This window comes from Pseudomonas sp. Tav-5-1A (assembly GCF_055755055.1).
In genome coordinates this window covers 3,154,602-3,170,041 of the sequence record NZ_CM146901.1, presented here as the reverse complement: position 1 = coordinate 3,170,041, position 15,440 = coordinate 3,154,602, and the positions used below count along the sequence as shown (strand labels likewise).

The following is a 15,440-nucleotide window of genomic DNA, read 5'->3' as shown; positions in this document are numbered from 1 at the left end:
GCTACGGGCTTAGGCCCACACCCGCCACCAGGGTGCTTTCTGCTGGCCCTTCGTGGGCAGCACATCGGGCATATCGCGCAGGCGAATCCACGGTTCGTCCTGCCAATACAACACCTTCACCTGCCCCCCTTGCGTGCACATGGACGTCACCGCCGGCACCGTGCCCGGCGCGCTGCTGCGCAGCATGGGCACCACTTCCAGCGTCAGCCACTGGCGCAGCGCGCGGTTCTCGGGCATCTGGCTGTGCATGATCAAGGTCACCGCCCCGGTCTCGCTGACCAGCAGGCGCTTGCCCCACTCGCCTTCCACCTGCACCCACACCTCACGGTGCTGGTCGGCGTCCAGGCGGCGGATGCGGCGCTCCACGAAGTGCACGCCCATCAAGCGGCCCAGGTCGTGAATGCACAGCCAGGCCTGGCCTTCGAGCATCAGCGCGCGCAGCGGGAGTTGGTGGCGGAAAAAGGTGGTGGCGGCGAGTGCATCCATGGCGAAAGCTCCTTGCGGGTGAAGGGCTGCCACGGTCATTGGAGTTAGGGTGGCAGCTGCGTGCAGGTTAGCGAACCGGAGGCACCGGCAGACTCGAAAGTCTCCCACACGCAGCTGCCATAACACTTATCTCAGGCGTGGTTGCCTGAAACAAGCGGTATGGTACTGCGGAGTTGCCTGCAGGTCGCTAAACCTGATCCCCGAGGCTTCGGAGACGCCGCGCAGGGTAAGGGGGCACCGAGGCAGTGGCAATCAAAGGAGTGTTAAGGGTTGTGTCCAGCCCCGGCCAGGGTGCCTGCCGGGGTGTTGAATGGGCAACAGCGGTTCGACATTTTGATCGACAGCCGCGCAACTACCGGCTCTACACAACTGATTTTAAAGGATAAAAGCGCTGGCACAGGTTGTGCACTGGCTCCTGCAACGCTGCTTGAGCCAAGGATAACGCCATGCCAACTTACGCCACCCTCCCCGCCACCCCTGCTCCCGGGGAGCGCCAACCATGAAGCAATGGTTCGCCAACCTGATCTGGAGCGACCTGGGCCAGGCCTGCGTCGATACGCTGTCGATGCTCAGCGCCGCGCTGACGTTCACCGTGCTGTTGGGCCTGCCGCTGGGGGTGCTGCTGTATTTGACCGGGCGGTCGCAATTGCACGCCATGCCGCGCACCTACCGGGTGCTATCGCTGGTGGTAAATATCCTGCGGTCGCTGCCCTTCATCATTCTGCTGATTGTGCTGATACCGGTCACCAGCCTGCTCACCGGCACGTCGCTGGGCGTGGCCGGGGCCATTCCGCCCATGGTGGTGGGCTGCACGCCGTTCTTTGCGCGCCTGGTGGAAGCGGCGCTGCGCGAGGTGGACAAGGGCCTGGTGGAAGCCACCCAGGCCATGGGCGCCACCACCTGGCAGATCATCTGGCACACCCTGCTGCCCGAATCACGCACCGGGCTGATCGCCGCAGTCACCGTCACCGCCATCGTGCTGGTGGACTACACGGCCATGGCCGGGGTGATCGGTGGCGGTGGCCTCGGCGACCTGGCCATTCGTTTTGGCTACCAACGCTTCCAGACCGACGTGATGGTGATCACTGTCACCGTGCTGGTGGTGCTGGTGCAAGCCCTGCAAATGACCGGCGACCGCCTGGTGGCGCACTTCAGCCGGCGCTGACCCCCGTTCAACCCCACCCTGCTCCATCACTGCCCACGAGACCAACACCATGAAAAAAACCCTTGCCGTATTGGCAGCCTTCGTCGCCTTCAGCGCCCACGCCGGTGAAAAACTGGTGGTAGGCGCCACCCCGGTGCCCCACGCCGAAATCCTCGAATTCGTGAAACCGGAACTGGCCAAGGAAGGCGTGGACCTGGACATCAAGGTGTTCACCGACTTCATCCAGCCCAACCTGCAACTGGCGCAGAAGAATCTTGACGCCAACTACTACCAGTACCGGCCGTTCCTCGATGATTTCAACAAGACCCGCCACACCGACCTGGTGCCGGTGGTAGGCGTGCACATCGAGCCGTTCGGCGCCTACTCCACCAAGTACAAGTCCCTGGCCGAACTGCCGGACGGCGCGTCGGTGGCCATCCCCAACGACCCGGTGAACACCGGCCGCGCCCTGGTGCTGCTGGCCGAGCAGGGCCTGATCCAGCTCAAGGACCCCAGCAACCCGCAGTCCACCGAGCACGACATCACCGCCAACCCCAGGCATTTGAAGATTCGCGAGCTGGAAGGTGCGCTATTGGCGCGTTCGGTGAAACAGGTGGACCTGGCGTTCGTGTTCGCCAACTACGCGCTGGAAGCAGGCATCGACATCAAGAGCGCGCTGATCGTGGAAAAAGGCAAGGACCTGTACGCCGAGTTCCTGGTGGCGCGCCCCGACGACATCAACGACCCGCGCATCCAGAAGCTGGCCAAGGCGCTGAATTCGCCAGAGGTGCGGCAGTTCATCCTGACGCGCTACAAAGGCGAGATCACCCCCGCGTTTTAGTAAAGCCGTCGCGCAACGCCCTGTAGCCGCTGCCGAAGGCTGCGCTGGCCCTGTGCCCCGCTGGAGATCTGCGGTGTACGCAAGGGCCAGCGCAGCCTGGCGGCAGCGGCTACAGGGCGTGGCCGTCACGCGGTCTCGGCCACCACCACCTGGTTGCGCCCCTGGGCCTTGGCCCGGTAAAGCGCCTTGTCGGCGCTGTTGATCAGCTTGTGCAAGTCCAGCACCGCGCCGTCCACCTCGGCCACGCCAAGGCTGGCGGTGATGCTCAGCACCGGGTCGGCCTGCAGGCCGGCGATGGTCTGCAGCACCTGCCGGGCGATGTCCCGGGCCTGCGCCAGGGTGGTGTCGGGCAGCAGCACGGCGAACTCCTCGCCCCCCAGGCGGCCGTGGATATCGGCGGCGCGGAACGAACGGGTGATCACCTGGCCAATCTGCCGCAGCACCTCATCGCCCGCCTGGTGGCCGTAGGTGTCGTTGATGTACTTGAAGTGGTCCATGTCCAGCATCACCGCGCACAGCGGCAGCTGGTTGCGCCGGCAGTAGGCGAACAGCTGCTGGGCGTGTTCGAAGAAGGCGCGGCGGTTTTTCAGGCCGGTGAGTTCGTCGGTCTGCGCGGCGTAGGTGGAAATGCGGTGGGCGCTCTCCATCTCGTGGGTCAGGGTGTAGGCCTTCACCAGCGCGTCGGACAGCTTGTGGGTGGCGCGCACCACGAACGAGGCGAACACCAGCGTCGCCAGGGCCATGCCCACCTGCACTTCGGACGCCTGGAACAACAGCCAGCACGTGGGCGGCAGCAGCACCAGCAGGATCGACATGACGGTCATGTGGCGGTACGCCGAGTAGCACGACACCGCGCTCACCGACATGCCCACGGCGAACAGCATCACCAGGGCCTGGGCCAGCAGGTCACCCGCCGGCATCACCGCCAACGCCCCCGCGCCCCAGATGGTCGCGGACAGCGCCAGGGTCAGCCAGTACGGCCGCTCCCAACGCTGGGGCGTGCGTTCGGCCTCGGGGCTGCGGTAGTAACGCAGGAACAGCAGGGTGCGCAGCAGCGTCGAGGCGCTGAGCAGGCCCAACCAGGTGACCACAGTGGCGTGGTCGAAGCGGTCCCAGCACAGCCAGCTGAGCATGAGCGCGGCCAGGTAACTGCCAAACACTGCCGACACCGATTGGCGGAACAGCTGTTGCAGCTGGTCCGTGCGTACCTGTGCAGCGATGTGTACGTCCTGTTGACGCCCCCGGTGATCCATTCGATCCGCCTGATCCTGCGACGAAAAACCGATTGTCGCATTGGGTTGGCTGGGTCACAACCTAATCCGTGGTGGCCTTGGACGCAGCCTGCGGCAGCTGCTACGAGGGGCTGTGTAGCAGCGGCCAAAGGCTGCGTCCGCAGGCGACGCAATCACCCCTGGCGCACGGCGATGCCGTCGATTTCCACCAACGCGCCCGGCAACGGCAGGCCGGCTACCTGGATAGCCGTGCGCGCCGGCTTGTGGGGCTGCTCGGCGGTGCCGAAGAACGGCGTGTAGCCGGCCTGCAGCCCAGCAAAATCAAGGCGCCCGTCCAGCTCGGGCACCCCCACCAGGAACACTCGCAACTGGACGATATCGCCCAGGCCCAGGCCCTGCTCTTCCAGCACCGCCTTGAGCTTGCGCAGCACCGATTCGGTCTGGGTGCGGGTGTCGCCATAGGCCGCCGAAGTGCCCTGGGGGGCCTGCGGGTCGGCTACATCGGGCAAGGCGCCGCTGAGGAACACCAGCTGGGCATTGGCCGGCACGCTGACGGTCTGGGCGATGGGGGCCGTGGCCGAGCCGGTGCGAACGATGGTTTGGGTCATGTCTGTGCTCTCTGTGTGAAGTTGAAAAAACGCTTACGAAGCCAACGCCGTCTGGCGTTGGCGAATCACCTGTTCGGCCAGTTGCCCGACCACCCGCCGCGCGGCGTTGGCCGCCGACTCCTGCCAGATGCCGATGCCGCTCTGCCCCAGGCCGTCGCTGGCCAGGTACACGCGGCCCTGGGGCACTTCCAGCAAGGCGTGGGCGGCTGCCGGGAAATGCTCGCGTTGCAGCCACGGCCCTTCGCTGTAGGCCACCTGCTCCCAGGACACCGCCAGCGGATGGCGCAGGTGCCGGGACTGGCCAGGGTGCAACAGCTCCACGGCTTCGGCGGACGACGCGTATTGCTCGGCCAGGGCCTTGTGGCCGAACTGCGCGGCGCCCTCGCCGGTCACGTAGCCGGCCACCAGCAGGCCTTGCGGGCTGTTGAGGTCGTTGCTGGGGTACCACAGCAGGCGCGCCGGGTGCTCCAGCCACGACAGGCCACCGTAGATGCGGTCTTTCTGCTCCCAGAAACGCGGCGCCTGCCACGCCACCTTGGTGGCCTGGTCGTTGCGGGTGCTGTGCAGGGCGGCCTTGAAGGGTTCGCTGAAGTCGGTGTCCAGGCGCGCCAGCAGCGGCAGCGGCAGCGTCGAGATCAGGTAGTCGCCGCGTTCCAGGCGGCTCTCGCCGCTGGCGGCGTCATCGTAAGTGACGCTCACCCCTTCCCCGCTTTGCCGCAACTGGCGCACCACCGCGCCGAACTGCAGCTCATCCTGCAGCCGCTGTTCGAACGCCGCGGCGATGCGGTCCATGCCGCCCACCGGTTGCAGCATGGTGGCGGAGAACTCCGGGTACTCGGTGTGCAGCAGTGCGCCCCACAGCTCCGGGTGCAGCAGCCGCTCCAGCGCCACCGGCGCGCCGAAGCCCGGCAGCGCGCCGGGCGCCGGCGCGGCAATGCCGTGGCCGGCACGCAGGCTGCCTTCGTACACCAGTTCCTGGGACAGGTCGCCGTAGCCTTGCAGGAAGGTCAGCAGGCGGCTGCGCTCCTCGGCCGACAGCTGATCGTCCAGCGCGTCGCGGTTGATGGCGGTGGCCAGCAGGCCGGCCAGGTGGCCGCGGGTGTCGTTCAAGGCCTGGCGCACGCTGAACGCCGGTTGTTCCAGGTCCGGCCGCAGCTGCGCGCTGTGGCTGGTGTTGACCAGCACTTCCAGGGGCACGCCCAGCTGGCTGCAGTAGTCGAGGATGGTCTTGTGCTGGCTGGGCAGCCGCGCGGGGCCGGCGTTGAAGTACAGGCCCGGGGCGAACTGCGCGGTCTGCCGGCGGCCGTCCAGGTACTCGACTTCGTCGCCGTGGCGCAGGGTCCAGCTGCGCCCGCCTACGCGCTGGCGCGCTTCCAGGATGCGCACCTGGAAGCCGGCGCGCTTGAGCTCGAACGCCGCCACCAGGCCGGCGATGCCGGCACCCAGTATCAGCACCTTGGCGCCCTTGCCGGCCTGGCCGTTGTAGTCCAGCGGCTGGTGTTGCAGGTGGGTCGAAGGGCCCAGCCCCAGCGCTGCCAGGGCGGCCTTGGCGGCTGCTTCGCCGCCCACTGCGTTGATGCTGGCCAGCGCTTCTCGTCGTGTCAGGGTCATGGTCGCGCTCCTCTCAGTCCGGCAGGCCCGGTGGGTTGATCAGCGAATGGTCGATACGCTCGTCGGCCAGGCCCCAGCGCTGCAGCACGCTGGCGTACTGGCCGCCGGCGATGGCGCCTTCCAGCGCGGTCTGGATCGGCGTGACCAGGCCATTGCCCTTGCGCGTGGTCACGGCGATATCGGCCTTCAGCGGCCAGCCGCCGTTCACCAGGCCCACCTGCTTGATGCCGCCGCGGGTGGCGGCGATGTAGGCCAGCAGCGAGTTGGGCGCGAAGAACGCGTCCACCCGGCCCGATTGCACGGCCAGGGTGGCGGCGGCCTGGTCGTCGAAGTACACCAGGGTGGCCGGCGCCAACCCGGCCTTTTCATTGGCCTCGTTCCAGGCCAGCAGCACCTTCTCCTGGTTGGTGCCCGAACCGACGATGACTTTCAGGCCGGCGATGTCCTTGGCTTCCTTGATGGAGGTGATGGCGTTGCTGGCTTTCACGTAGAAACCCAGCACGTCCTGGCGGTAAGTGGCGAAGTCAAAGCGCTTCTTGCGCGACTCGGTCACGGTGACGTTGCTCAGCACCGCGTCGTATTTGCCCGAGCTGACGCCCAGCGGCCAGTCCTCCCAGCTGGTCTGCACCACTTTCAACTGCAGGCCCAGGCTGTCGGCGATCAGCCGCGCGGTGTCGGCCTCGCTGCCGATGGTGGTCTTGTCGTCGCTGGCCAGCAGCGCCAGGGGTGGGCCCGAGGCGCCGGCGATGGCCACGGTGAAGGTGCCCGGCTCGACGAACTTGTAGCCCGCCGGGATCTGCGCGATGGCGGCCGGGTTGCGTGGCGCATCGATGTGCGCCTGCTGCGGGCTGAGGTCGAACGGCGCCGGGGTTTCTGCAGCCAGCGCCGGCAAGGCGGCGGCAAGGGCCAACAATACGAAGGCATGTTTCATGGCAGTCATTCCTTTAACAGGGGGGCAGTCAGCACCTTGCCCAGGAAGGCAGCGGTGCGTGGGTGACGCGGGTGTTGGAAAATCACTTCGGGTGGGCCCTGCTCCACCAGCTTGCCGTCCACCAGGAACACCACGTGGTCGGCCACCTCGCGGGCGAAGCCGATCTCGTGGGTCACCACCACCAGGGTGGTGCCGGTGGCGGCCAGCTGGCGGATCACGTCCAGCACCTCGCCCACCAGCTCCGGGTCCAGGGCCGAGGTCGGCTCGTCGAACAGCAGCACCTTGGGCCGCAGCGCCAGGGCGCGGGCGATGGCCACGCGCTGTTGCTGGCCGCCGGACAGCTGCCGCGGGTAGGCGTCGGCCTTGTCCTGCAGGCCGACTTTGGCCAGCAGCGCCAGCGCCTGTTCGCGGGCGTCGGCGCGGCGCCACAGCTTGTGCGCCAGGGGCGCTTCGGTAAGGTTCTCGAGCACCGTCAGGTGGCCGAACAGGTTGAAGTTCTGGAACACGAAGCCCACGTCCAGGCGGCGCTTGAGCACCTCGCGCTCCTTGAGCTCGTGCAGCTGGTTGCCCTTGCGCCGGTAGCCCACGTACTCGCCGTCGATGGTGATGTGCCCGGCGTCGATCTTCTCCAGGTGGTTGATGGTGCGCAGCAGCGTCGACTTGCCCGAGCCCGACGGCCCGAGGATCACCGTGACCTGGCCGGGTTCGACCGTCAGGTCTATATCATTCAGCACCCACTGGCTGCCGAAGCGCTTGCTCACGCCTTGAATTTCGATGCGTCCCTCAGCCATGGGTGTGCTCCTTCAGCCAGCCCCGCAGGCGTTGCAGCGGCGTGGGCGGCAGGTTGCGCAGCGCGCCGCGGGCAAAATAGCGCTCCACGTAGAACTGCAAACTGGTGAGTGCGCTGGTGATCAGCAGGTACCACACCGTGGCCACGATCAGCAGCGGGATCACCGCCTGGGTGCGGTTGTAGATCACCTGCACGGTGTAGAAGAGTTCCGGCAAGGCCAGCACGTAGACGATGGAGGTGCCCTTGACCAGCCCGATTACCTCGTTGAACGCCGTGGGCACGATGGAGCGCAGCGCCTGGGGCAGAATGATGCGGAAGATCCGCCGGCTGGCCGGCAGGCCCAGGGCGGCGGCCGCTTCATGCTGGCCGTGGTCCACGCCCAGGATGCCGCCGCGGATGATCTCGGCGGTGTAGGCCGCCTGCATCATGCCCAGGCCCAGCACCGCCACGGTGAACTGGCTGAGCACGTCCACCGTCGACCACTTGATGCCCAGTTCGGTGAACGGCACGCCCAGCCACAGGTACTCGTACAGGTAGGCGAAGTTGTAGAGGATGATCAGCACCAGCAGCGCCGGCAGCGAGCGGAACACCCAGATGTAGCTCCAGGCCAGGGCCGCCAGCAGCGGCGAACGCGACAGCCGCGCCAGCGCCAGGCCGGTGCCCAGCACGGTGCTGAGCAGCGCCGCCAGCACCGTCAGTGCCAGGGTCTTGCCCAAACCCTTGAGCACCGCCGGGGCGAGGAAATACTCGGCGAACACGCCCCACTCCCAGCGCGGGTTGCTGGCCAGGGAATGGACGATGCCCACCAGCACCAGGGCGGCGAAGGCCGAGCCGACCCAGCGCCACGGGTGGCGGGCCGGGACGATGTGCAGCGTGGTGTCGACCCTGGGCGTGGCCACGGCGGGCCGGGCTGGGGCGCGGTAGTGCGCGGCGTCGGAAACGATAGGCATGGCAGACTCCTCAGAAGGTGTACGTCAGGCGGGTGTAGTAGTAGCCACCGGTGAAGCCGTACGGCGAGTAGGTGCCGTAGCTGCTGACCATGGTGGAAGACGGCACGCCCTGTTTCTTGGGGTAGACGTCAAACAGGTTCTTGGCGCCCACGGCCAGGCTCAGGTCCTTGGTCAGGTGGTAGCCCACGTCCAGGTCGGTGATCCACTGGGCTTTCCACACGCGGTCCAGGGAACGGTCGTCGGCGTCGTTCACCTCTTTCCACGAGCCGTAGCGGGTGAAGCCCAGGTTCACGTCGAACCTGCCGATGCTCCAGGCGCCGCCCAGGATCAGCTTGGTCTTGGGTTGCACGCCGGTGAGCAGGTTGCGCGCCTCGCGGTCCATCAGCTGGTACTGGGTACCGCCGATGTCGGTGGCCGCGGTGTAGCTGAGGATCTGGGTTTCGTTCCAGTTGAAGGCCGCGGTGTATTTCAGCGCGCCCCAGGCGCCCAGGTCCTGCTTGTAGTTGCCCACCAGGTCGAGGCCCTTGGTGCGGGTGTCGGCGCCGTTGAGGAAGTACTGGCCGCCGGAGGTGGAAGTGATGCCGTTGCTCTGCAGCACCTGGGTGACCTCGTCGCCCAGCAGCGTGCCGGTCAGGGTGATGCGGTCACGGATGTTCACCACGTAGGCGTCGGCAGTCAGCGTCAGGTCGTCGGTGGGCGTGTAGGTCAGGCCCAGGCTGAAGTTGGTGGAGCGCTCGGGCTTCAGCGCCTTGGCGCCCAGGGCCTTGGCCGCTGCCGAATCTACCGGCAGCACGCCGTAGTTGATGGACTGGTACACGCCATCGACCACGCCGTAGGTGGTGGAACGGGCGCTGAACAGGCTGTCGGCCAGAGACGGCGCGCGGAATCCGTTGCTGACGGTGCCGCGCACGGCGAACTTGGGGGTGAATTCGTAACGGGTGGTCAGCTTGCCACTGCGGGTGGCGCCCACGCCTTCGTTGTAATGCTCGTAGCGCACGGCGGTGCCCAGGTACCACTGCGGCAGCGGGTTGATGCCCAGGTCCAGGTAGCTGGCGACGTCGTTGCGGCTGGCGCTGGCCTCTTCCGCCGGCGAGATGCCGTTGGTGACCTGGGCGCCGGAGGACGCGCAGTTGCCGGCCGACACGCAGTAGCCGCCGTCGGCATAGGAGGCGTAGTCGCCCTTCTTCACTTCATAGCTGTCGCGGCGGTGCTCCAGGCCCCAGGACACGTCCATGGGCTTGCTCAGGCCCACGTCGTAGTTGCGCTTGAAGTCGAGGTTGGTGGTCAGCTCGTCCGACACCCAGGTGCCGTTGGTGAAGGTGTTGGGCGTGGCCTCGCCCAGGGACGGGTTCTGGTTGTGGAAGCTGCCCTGGGTGGCTTCGTTGCGGCCATAGGTGGTGGACAGGTCCCAGTCCCAGGCACCGACGAGCCCCTTGGCGCCGAAGGCGGCCTGGTAGTCGTCCTCGGTGATGGTCCAGGTCGGCGTGTAGCCGCCGGGGTAGCCGTTGGGGCCGGTGGTGATGGTGTTGGTGATGGTCGGCAGGCGGAAGTTCTGGCCTTGCTCGGCCTCGCGGTGCGACACGGTGCTGAACGAGTACAGGCTCAGGTCATCGTTGAGCGGCAGTTCGGCGTTGTAGGCCAGGTTGTACAGGTCGATCTTCGGCGTGCCGTAGCCGCCGTAGGTGGAGGTGCCGGCCTTGTTGTAGGCCTGGGCATAGGTGTAGCCGTTGGCGCTGGCCTTGTTGTCGTCGTTCTGGTTGCGCGCGTCCAGGCTCAGGTGGACGATGCCGCCGTCGCCGATCTCGAAGCCCTTGTCCAGGCTCTGCTGCACGGTCTGCTTCTTGCCGTCGTAGCCCTGGCCGATGTTGGTCACCGAGGTGCCGCTGGCGTCGGCCTTGAGGATCACGTTGATCACCCCGGCGATGGCGTCCGAGCCGTACTGGGCGGCAGCGCCGTCGCGCAGCACTTCGACGTGGTCGATGGCGCCGATGGGGATCATGTCCAGGTCCACCGGGGCGGCGCCGGTGTTGATGCCGTTGATGTTCAGGGTGGCCGCGGTGTGGCGGCGCTTGCCGTTCACCAGCACCAGCACCTCGGCGGCATTCATGCCACGCAGGTTGGGCGCGCGGGCCATGCCGCTGGCGTCCCAGCCGGTCTTCTCCGGCAGGCTCAGCGAGGGAATGACGGCGCTGAGGGCTTCCATGAGGCCGGGTTTGCCGGTGGCTTGCAGCTGCTTGGCGCTGACCACGTCGATGGGCACCGGGCTGCTGGTGACGGTGCGCTGTTCGGCGCCGCGGTTGCCGGTGACCACCACGGTGTCCAGGGCGCTGTCGTCGGCCTGGGCGGCGCCGGCGAACAGCACGCCGGCCACGGCCAGGGCCAGGGGGCTGAAGGTAACCGTGGGGGTAAGAGGATTGCGTCCACTGCGTTGGCTGACGAATTCCATGGGTGTTGCGACTCCCGTCCAACACCTGCACGCGGGGTGCCCGTCCGGGGCTCCGATAGGCTGCAGGCCTGATCTGATGGATACCATCCGGGGGTGGGGGTAGGTGGTCTGGGATTTAAGATAGGGGAATAACGGTGAGCCGTATAATTCTATTTGAGCATATGAATCTATGATTTTATTTTATTGTTTTTAGCTTATTACATTACATAAATAAATTATATTTTTGGTTTTCACCCGCCCACGTAGCAGCGGCCGCGAGGCCGCGTCCAAGGCCACACCGCGGTGGCGCTGGACGCGGCCTGCGGCCGCTGCTACAGAAACCGCGTTGCAGGATGGCGTAGACACATTCACGTAGCAGCTGCCGAAGGCTGCGTCCGGGCCCAGCGCGCCGCCACCTGCCCCTCAGTTTTTATAGTCGACGTCGGTGCGTTCCAGCTGGCGGATCAACGCGTTCCAATGGCGCGCCACGCCGGGGCCGTCGCCGGCGGAATGGCCCTTGGCCTGTTCTTCCACCTTCGCCACCACGTCCCGTGGCGGGAACACCAGCTCCCCATTGCCGGCGGCCTGGGCTGCCACCTGGATGGCGCAGGCGCGCTCCAGCCCGTGCAGCTGCTGGAAGGCGTGCTCGACGCTGATGCCGCCGGTGAGCAGGCCGTGGTTGCGCAGAATCATCACGCTCTTGTCGCCCAGGTCGGCCACCAGCCGCTCGCGCTCGTCCAGGTCCAGGGCGATGCCCTCGTAGCCGTGGTAGGCCACGCGGCCAGAGAAGGCAATGGCGTGCTGGGAGATGGGCAGCAGGCCGTCCTTCTGCGCCGACACGGCAATGCCGTCGCGGGTGTGGGTGTGCAGCACGGCCTTGAGGTCCGGGCGGGCGCCGTGGATGGCGCTATGAATCACGTAGCCGGCGTAATTGATGCCCAGGCCGGTGGGGTCGTCGACAATAGTGCCGTCGAGGTCGACCTTGACCAGGTTGGAGGCGTTGATCTCGTCGAACAGCAGGCCGAAGGCGTTGATCAGGAAGTGCTCGTCGGGGCCGGGCACGCGGGCCGAGAAGTGCGTGTAGATGTGGTCGGTCCAGCGGTGCAGGGCCGCCAGGCGGTAGGCGGCGGCCAGCTTGACGCGCACCTCCCACTCCTCGGGGCTGACGCGGTCGCGGACGTGGGTGGCGGTAGGTTGAAGCGGTAAGGATGTGACGCTGCTCATGGGCACTGCTCCCTGTGGGGCCGAGGACTGTCGTGCACGCAGCCTAAGCGCCTCGGGGAGCATTTAAAAATCACATTTTATTCTAAGCTAATTATTATATTTTTTTATGTTGTCAGGCGGCGTCGCGGCTTTTCTTCAGCGACCGGGCCACCAGCTCGCCGAACGCCTCCACCGGCCCCTGCAGGTTGCCGAGGAACCGCGGGAAAATCAGCCACAGGTCCATCACCGGCTTGAAGTCCTTGAGCGGCACCACCGCCAGCAGGTCGCGGTGGGCGCTGCGCTCCAGCAGGTCGCGGGGCACCAGGCCCAGGCCCATGCCCTCGGCCACCAGGCCCAGCTGCAGCTCGGTGCCGAAGGTTTCCAGGTTGATCTTCAGGCCCAGGCCCTGGTCCGACAGCGTGCGCTGCAGGCCGGCGCGGAAACCGCAGCCGTCGGGATTGAGCACCCAGCCGCCGTCGTAGACATCGGCCAGCTTGCACGGGCGCTTGGGCACGCGGTCCTTGGCGCACACCACCACCAGCTCCATCTTGCCAATGGACTCGCCGATGATGTTGTCCGGGAAAATCTTGCCCGCCGGGAACAGCGCGGCGGCGGCGTCCAGCTCGCCCTTCTCGATCTTGCCCACCAGGTGGCTGCCCCAGCCGGTGGCCACCTGGGCGCGCAGCGCCGGGTACTGGTGGCGCAGGTGCTTGAGGGCATCGAGCAGCACCACGTCGCCGATGGTCTGCGGCACGCCCAGGCGCAGCACACCGGTGGGCGGCGCGTCGCTGGCGACCAGTTCGCGCAGGGCGTCCATCTCGCGCAGGATGGTGCGGCACTGGGCGTACACCTGGTGGCCGATGAGCGTGGGCTTGAGCGGCTTGGTGTTGCGGTCGAACAGCTCCACCCCTAGCGCCTGCTCGAAGTTCTGCACGCGCCGGGTGATCGCCGGCTGGGTCAACTGCAAGGACTCGGCGGCATGGCTGATCGATTGGCAACGGATCACTGCGACAAAAGCATCGATATCATCAATTTTCATTCGGGCCGCACATGGTAAAGATGGGACAAGATGTGCGAAAAGCATAGTCCCATTCGCCCTGGGCAGGCAACGGCGATTCGGTTATGGCCTCATAGCAGGAAAGCCAGGGCTTCATCCAGGAGCAACTGCGGCGCCTCCTCCGCAATGTAGTGCCCGGCCGCCAGCGCCTTGCCGCGCACGTCGCTGGCCACCTTGCGCCACTCCTCCAGCGGCTGGAAGCAGCGCCCCACCACGCCTTCGGCGCCCCACAGGACCAGCAGCGGCAGCTCCAGGCCATGGCCCCGGGCGAGATCGGCGCGGTCGTGCTCAAGGTCGATGGCGGCGCTGGCGCGGTAATCCTCGCAGATGCCGCGGGCGCTGCCGGGCCGTTGCAGGCAACGCAGGTATTCGCCGAAGGCCTCGTCGGTGAACGGCGCCAGGCCGGCGCTGCGGCTGCCCATGACACTGCGCAGGTAGCCATCGGGGTTCGCTTCGATGAGGGTTTCCGGCAACGGCGCCGGGCGGATCAGGAAGAACCAGTGCCAGTAGGCGCGGGCGAAGGCTTCGTTGGTCTGCGCGTACATCGCCAGGGTCGGCGCAATGTCCAGCAGCACCATGCGCCGCACCACGCCGGGATGGTCCAGCGCCAGGCGGTGCGCCACCCGCGCGCCACGGTCGTGGGCCAGCACCGCGAACTGCTCGAAGCCCAGGGCGGCCATCAGCGCCACGTTGTCCTGGGCCATGACGCGCTTGCTGTAGGCCGCGTGGTCGGCGCTGGCCGGCGGCCGGCCGCTGTCGCCGTAGCCGCGCAGGTCGGCGGCCACCACGGTGAAGTGTTGGGCCAGTTGCTCGGCCACCTTGTGCCAGATCACGTGGGTTTGCGGGTGGCCGTGCAACAGCAGCAGCCCGGGGCCGCTGCCGCCGATGCGGTAGGCGATGTCGACGCCGTTGACGTGGGCGTGGGCCTTGCGGAAGCCGGCGAACATGAAGAGTGATCCTTTTTATTGGGAGGGCTGCCAAAGCATATTAGCAACGGCAATCCAATCAATAGCGCCGCCGTGGCCGCATAAGCCACGAATCGTGAACGCCCCCGGCCCTTCAACGATCGCGACCGGGTGTAGGGGTGCCGGCCGCAATCGTTATATAGTTTTATATATAGCGAGCAACCATAACAACAAGGGCCCCGTCATGCTGCTGCGCCAACTCACCTACCTCGTCACCCTCGCCCAGGAGCGCCACTTCGGCCGCGCCGCCCAGCAATGCAACGTCTCGCAGCCGGCCCTGTCGGAAGCCATCCGCACCCTGGAGCAGGACCTGGGCGTCGCCGTAGTGCAACGCAGTCGGCGTTTCGAAGGCTTCACCGCCGATGGCGAGAAGGTGCTGGTGTGGGCGCGGCGCATCCTCGCCGACTGCGGCGCCCTGCGCCAGGAAGCGCGCAACCGCGAGCAGGACCCGGCCGGCGTGCTGCGCCTGGGGGCGATACCCACGGCGCTGTCCATGGTGCCGCTGATGACCGACCCGTGCCTGGGCAGGTACCCACGCATCAACCATCAGGTCCACACCCTGGCCACCTCGGAAATCGTCCAGGGCATCAGCAACTTCGAGCTGGACATCGGCCTCACCTACCTGTCGGACCCGCGCCTGCAAGCGTTCGAGACCCACCCGCTGTTCAAGGAACGCTACGTGCTGATCGCCCGCGACGACACCGGCCTGCGCGGCAGCCAGGGCATCGGCTGGGACGAGGTGGCCGCCCTGCCCCTGTGCCTGCTGACCCGCAACATGCAGTGCCGCCAGGGCATCGACCAGGCGTTCGCCGACGCCGGGGTGCAGGTGACGCCGCGGGTGGAGACCGACTCGATGATGGTGCTGTACGGCCACGTGCGCTGCTCGGGCCTGTACAGCGTGGTGCCGCACAGCGCCCTGGCGCTGACCGAGATGCGCGACGAGATCAGCGCCATCCCCATCCTGCCCGAGCTGCAGCGCGAGATCGGCCTGGTGCTGCTGCGCCGCGACCCGCAGCCGCTGGTGCTGGCCAGCGCCGTGGCGCTGTTCACCGGGCTTGGCCTGCAGCGCCGGGTGGACGCCCTGCTGCAGTGTTGATAGGCGGCCCTGATCTACAGATCGGAACAAGCGATTGGCCCTGGCGGCGCCCATGCCGGAGGATCGGCGCCAGACAGCACAGCCTGTCTTCCAATCCTTCA

14 protein-coding genes are annotated in these 15,440 nt (G+C 66.9%); 3 read left to right on the top strand and 11 right to left on the bottom strand.

Translation table 11 applies throughout. From position 1 onward, the window contains the following. Nucleotides 1-9 precede the first annotated feature (9 nt). Nucleotides 10-486 carry a BRO-N domain-containing protein gene (locus tag AC0J42_RS14455; RefSeq protein WP_473006682.1) on the bottom strand — a complete coding sequence of 159 codons (477 nt, stop codon included), beginning with the start codon at nt 484-486 and terminating at the stop codon, nt 10-12. Between the two features lie 499 nt (nt 487-985). Between AC0J42_RS14455 and AC0J42_RS14450 the strand changes: the two genes are divergently transcribed. Continuing rightward, nucleotides 986-1,651, top strand: a complete 666-nt coding sequence (locus tag AC0J42_RS14450) for a methionine ABC transporter permease (RefSeq protein WP_473006681.1) — start codon at nt 986-988, stop codon at nt 1,649-1,651. A gap of 49 nt (nt 1,652-1,700) precedes the next feature. Beyond that, on the top strand, nt 1,701-2,471 hold the full coding sequence (locus tag AC0J42_RS14445) for a MetQ/NlpA family ABC transporter substrate-binding protein (RefSeq protein WP_473006680.1): 771 nt from the start codon (nt 1,701-1,703) through the stop codon (nt 2,469-2,471). Nucleotides 2,472-2,596: 125 nt separating this feature from the next. On the opposite strand, the gene AC0J42_RS14440 is transcribed toward AC0J42_RS14445, so the two are convergent. The 10 genes from AC0J42_RS14440 to AC0J42_RS14395 all read right to left on the bottom strand — a co-directional run bounded on the left by AC0J42_RS14440 (nt 2,597) and on the right by AC0J42_RS14395 (nt 14,225). Then, nucleotides 2,597-3,724 carry a GGDEF domain-containing protein gene (locus tag AC0J42_RS14440; RefSeq protein WP_473006679.1) on the bottom strand — a complete coding sequence of 376 codons (1,128 nt, stop codon included), beginning with the start codon at nt 3,722-3,724 and terminating at the stop codon, nt 2,597-2,599. Nucleotides 3,725-3,876: 152 nt separating this feature from the next. Continuing rightward, entirely contained in the window at nt 3,877-4,311 is a 435-nt protein-coding gene (locus AC0J42_RS14435) for a RidA family protein (protein ID WP_473006678.1), read from the bottom strand. 33 nt (nt 4,312-4,344) lie between these two features. After that, nucleotides 4,345-5,922, bottom strand: a complete 1,578-nt coding sequence (locus tag AC0J42_RS14430; RefSeq protein WP_473006676.1) for a flavin monoamine oxidase family protein — start codon at nt 5,920-5,922, stop codon at nt 4,345-4,347. Nucleotides 5,923-5,935: 13 nt separating this feature from the next. After that, entirely contained in the window at nt 5,936-6,853 is a 918-nt protein-coding gene (locus tag AC0J42_RS14425) for an ABC transporter substrate-binding protein (protein ID WP_473006675.1), read from the bottom strand. Between the two features lie 5 nt (nt 6,854-6,858). After that, nucleotides 6,859-7,644 carry an amino acid ABC transporter ATP-binding protein gene (locus AC0J42_RS14420; RefSeq protein WP_416424230.1) on the bottom strand — a complete coding sequence of 262 codons (786 nt, stop codon included), beginning with the start codon at nt 7,642-7,644 and terminating at the stop codon, nt 6,859-6,861. Beyond that, a complete protein-coding gene (locus AC0J42_RS14415) occupies nt 7,637-8,593 on the bottom strand; it encodes an amino acid ABC transporter permease (protein WP_473006674.1) in 957 nt (318 codons plus the stop codon). The genes AC0J42_RS14420 and AC0J42_RS14415 overlap by 8 nt, the downstream gene beginning before the upstream one ends. Before the next feature lie 10 nt (nt 8,594-8,603). Continuing rightward, on the bottom strand, nt 8,604-11,039 hold the full coding sequence (locus AC0J42_RS14410; RefSeq protein WP_473006673.1) for a TonB-dependent receptor plug domain-containing protein: 2,436 nt from the start codon (nt 11,037-11,039) through the stop codon (nt 8,604-8,606). 402 nt (nt 11,040-11,441) lie between these two features. Beyond that, entirely contained in the window at nt 11,442-12,242 is an 801-nt protein-coding gene (locus tag AC0J42_RS14405) for a class II aldolase/adducin family protein (RefSeq protein WP_473006672.1), read from the bottom strand. Between the two features lie 112 nt (nt 12,243-12,354). Continuing rightward, on the bottom strand, nt 12,355-13,260 hold the full coding sequence (locus AC0J42_RS14400; protein WP_416424226.1) for a LysR family transcriptional regulator: 906 nt from the start codon (nt 13,258-13,260) through the stop codon (nt 12,355-12,357). Between the two features lie 89 nt (nt 13,261-13,349). Next, complete coding sequence (locus AC0J42_RS14395; protein WP_473006671.1) at nt 13,350-14,225, bottom strand: alpha/beta fold hydrolase; 876 nt, start codon at nt 14,223-14,225, stop codon at nt 13,350-13,352. Between the two features lie 202 nt (nt 14,226-14,427). Between AC0J42_RS14395 and AC0J42_RS14390 the strand changes: the two genes are divergently transcribed. Then, complete coding sequence (locus tag AC0J42_RS14390; RefSeq protein WP_473006670.1) at nt 14,428-15,339, top strand: LysR family transcriptional regulator; 912 nt, start codon at nt 14,428-14,430, stop codon at nt 15,337-15,339. The last annotated feature ends 101 nt before the right edge of the window (nt 15,340-15,440 follow it).